This is a genomic window from Novosphingobium sp. 11B (assembly GCF_054589055.1).
The window spans coordinates 1-3,783 of record NZ_BAAILP010000025.1; the positions used below are offsets into that span (position 1 = coordinate 1).

Sequence of the window (3,783 nt, forward strand, 5' to 3'; positions counted from 1 at the left end):
CGACAAGCTCAGCCTGAGCGGAATTTAAAGACCTGCTCTCAAAACCGCTCAGGCTGAGCTTGTCGAAGCCCCATCAGGCCGAACATCTACCATTTACAGCAGCCGCGCCGGGATCAGCCCGCGCAGGGCGTTGCCGATGAAGAACCCACCTGCCAGATCGTCCAGCGTCAGCTGCGCTTCCACCGCGCGGCCCGAATCCAGCAGCGAACGGCGCAGCACGCCCGGCAGCAGGCCCAGCGTCGCGGGCGGGGTCAGCAGCATGCCGCCGCGCTCGACGAACAGGTTGGTGAAGCAGCCCTCGGTGACGAGGCCGTCGTCGCGCAGCAGGATCGCCTCGTCCGCGCCGTTCGCGCGCGCCACTTCGAGGCCCTTGTCGTAGAAGCCGCGATCGGTGGTCTTGTGGGCGAGCCGCCAGTCGCCGCTGTCGACCGGCAGGCGCAGTACCGCGACGGTGGCGGGCTCCGTCAGAGGAGCGGGCAACTCGGACAGTTCGAGCGAGAATGCCCCGGTCCGGCCGACCACAAGGCGCAGCTTCGATGCGGCTTCCGCCTCGAAACACAGCGCCTGGATGGCGTTGCGCACCGCATGCCGGTCGAAGCCGAAGCCCAGCGTCGCGGCGCTCGCAGCTATGCGTTCAAGGTGCGGCTCAAGCAGCGCGATGCCGTTTTCGGGCGTGAAGCGCATCGTCTCGATCAGATCGAAGCTGGCAGGCGACACCACTTCTCCGGCAACCTGCACTTGCGACTCTCGCACGAAACCCCCTTTGACCAGACATTCCCGCCATTCGGGAAGCGCTTGCGAATCCGCGACCACGGCGGACCCGACCCCTAGGACAGCGCGACCGTCACGGTCGAGACGCAGAGTGCGGATTGCCACATTGAAAGCCGCATCGCCAGAGGGTTCGAGATAACCGATAGAACCGCAGTAAAGCCCGCGCGGTGTCCGCTCGGCTTCGGCGATCAGTTCCATGGCGCGGATCTTGGGCGCTCCGGTGATCGAGCCGCAGGGGAACAGGGCACGCAAAAGGTCGAGTCCGCCGCGCCCCTCGGGAAGCGTGGCGCGCACTGTTGAGACCATCTGGTGGACGGTGGGGTAGCTCTCGATCGCGAAAGGGTTTTCCACCCGGACGCTGCCCGGCTCGGCCACGCGCGACAGATCGTTGCGCATGAGGTCGAGGATCATCAGGTTCTCGGCGCGGTCCTTGGCGCTGGCGGCAAGATCGGCGGCCAGCGCGGCATCGCCGGCGGCATCGCGGCCGCGCGGGCGGGTGCCTTTCATCGGGCGCACTTCCGCCTCGCGGCCCGAAAGGCTGAAGAACAGCTCCGGCGAGAAGCTGAGGTGCCAGCGCGCGCCGTCGTGGATGACCGCGCCGTAACCGGCCGCCGCGCGCGGGCGCAGCGCGGCGTAGAGCGCCAGCGGGTCGCCGCTCCACGAGCCTGCAAGCGGCAGCGTGAGGTTCGCCTGGTAGATGTCGCCCGCTTGAATCGCGCCGTGGATAGCGGCGAAGGCCCGTTCGTAGCCGCCGAGATCGACTTGCGGCTCCAGCGGCCCGATGGCGGGGCGCTCCGGCCCGGCACCGGCGACCAGCCAGAGCGGGACCTGGGCGGGAGAAAGCGTCTCGTACCCCTCGAAGGCGCCGAACCACAGCAGCGGGGCACCGGTTTCCCGCAAGCGCCCGGCGAGGCGCGGTTCCAGCGCCAGTCCGGCCTCGTAGGTCATGTAGCCCGCCAAATGCAGGCCCTGCCGCGAGAGGGCCTGCAGACGCTCCAGCGCGGGCAGCACCTCGTCACCGCGCATCGCCACTACGGTTTCGCGGGCGCCGCGGTAGAGCCGGGCATCGGCGGCGCCTTCGCTGCGGGCGTCATCGAGGAGGACGAAAGGGTCGGTCATGGGATCGGGCGGGCCTTTAGCGGGAGTTTGCCGCTGTGCCCACCCCGCTGCGACTAACTACGCCTGCGGCTTCGTAAGTCTCGCTCCCCTCCCGCTTGCGGGAGGGGTTGGGGGTGGGCCCTTCCGCAGCACCGATTGCCACGCTACACCCATGGTGCGACAGGGCTTGGAGACGACGGGATGAACGAGATTTTCCTCGGACTAGGCGGCGATGGAGAGCGGCAGGTGCTGCGCCTCGGCCGCGCCAACCGCCATGGCCTGATCGCGGGCGCGACCGGCACCGGCAAGACGGTGACCCTGCAGACCATTGCCGAGCAATTCTCCGCCGCCGGGGTGCCGGTGTTCATGGCCGACGTGAAGGGCGACCTCTCGGGCGTGTGCATGGCCGGGAGCCCGCAGTTCAAGAACGCCGCCATCCTGGAATCGCGGGCGAAGGAGATCGGCATCGCCGACTATGCCTACGCCGACAACCCCGCGGTCTTCTGGGATATCTACGGCGAGCAGGGCCATCCGGTGCGCACTACGATCTCCGAGATGGGACCGCTGCTGCTGGCCCGGCTGATGGACCTCAACGAGACGCAGGAGGGCGTGCTCAACATCGTCTTCCGCTATGCCGACGAACAGGGCCTGCTGCTGCTGGACCTCGAAGATCTGCAGGCGATGCTTGCCTACGTGGGGCAGAACGCCGCCGATCTGGGCCTCAAGTACGGCAACGTGTCCAAGGCGAGCGTCGGCACCATCCAGCGCCAGCTCCTTGCGCTCGACAGCCAGGGGGCGGCGCAGTTCTTCGGTGAGCCCGCGCTGGAGATCGCCGATTTCATCAAGTGCGACGATCAGGGACGCGGCTACATCAACGTGCTCGCCGCCGACAAGCTGATGCGCAGCCCGAAGCTCTACGCGACGTTCCTGCTCTGGCTGCTGTCCGAACTGTTCGAGGTGCTGCCCGAAGTCGGCGATCCGGAGAAGCCCAAGCTGGTGTTCTTCTTCGACGAGGCGCACCTGCTGTTCGACGATGCGCCCAAGGCGCTGCAGGACAAGGTCGAGCAGGTCGTTCGCCTCGTCCGTTCCAAGGGCGTGGGCGTCTACTTCGTGACGCAGAACCCGATCGACATTCCCGAGGAGATCGCCGGGCAGCTCGGCAACCGCGTCCAGCATGCGCTGCGCGCCTTCACCCCGCGTGACAAGCGCGCGATCAAGGCGGCCGCCGATACCTTCCGCATCAACCCGCAGCTCGACGTCGAGGCGGCGATCACCGAGTTGAAGGTGGGCGAGGCGCTGGTCTCCACGCTGGGCGACGACGGCGCGCCTTCGGTGGTACAGCGCACGCTGGTGGCGCCGCCGCGCTCGAGGCTGGGGCCGATCACCGACAAGGAGCGTGCGATCGTCCAGTCGATCAGCCCCTTCGAGGGCAAATACGACACCCGCGTCGACCGCGAGAGCGCGGAGGAAGTGCTCGCCGCCAAGGCCGCCGACGCCGCCGCCACTGCGCAAGAGGTGGAGGAGAAGGGCCGCGACGAGGTCGCCAAGCAGGAGCGCAGGAGCCCCGGCTTGTGGGACGGCATCGGCGGCAAGGTCGCCAAGGCCGCCGCCGGGGCTGCGGCCGCCAGCGCCGGGTCGATCCTCGCGCAGACGATGCAGGGCAAGAAGAGCCGCGCCAGCCCCAAGGCCTCGGCCGCCAGCGCCGCTGCCGGGACGGTGGGTGATGCGCTGGGCAAGGCGATCGGCTTCCCCGGACTTGGCAGGTTCGCGCGCAACCTCATCGGCGGATTGATGCGATAGTGCGAAGGCTCGTCGTCCCGGACTTGATCCGGGACAGGTGGCGATCCTTGGGCAGAAGCGCGTTGCACGCGCTGGCCGGCGGCCGGGTCACGGCCAGCGGTCCCGGATCAAGTC

General features: G+C 68.4%; 2 protein-coding genes. One reads left to right on the plus strand and one right to left on the minus strand.

Going from position 1 to position 3,783, the window contains the following annotated elements; genetic code table 11:
• Positions 1-93 precede the first annotated feature (93 nt).
• Complete coding sequence (gene pabB, locus ACYPYD_RS02020; RefSeq protein WP_459661874.1) at positions 94-1,890, minus strand: aminodeoxychorismate synthase component I; 1,797 nt, start codon at positions 1,888-1,890, stop codon at positions 94-96.
• Positions 1,891-2,070: 180 nt separating this feature from the next.
• On the opposite strand from pabB, the gene ACYPYD_RS02025 reads away from it, so the two are divergent.
• A complete protein-coding gene (locus tag ACYPYD_RS02025) occupies positions 2,071-3,669 on the plus strand; it encodes a helicase HerA-like domain-containing protein (RefSeq protein WP_459661875.1) in 1,599 nt (532 codons plus the stop codon).
• Positions 3,670-3,783: the final 114 nt, after the last annotated feature.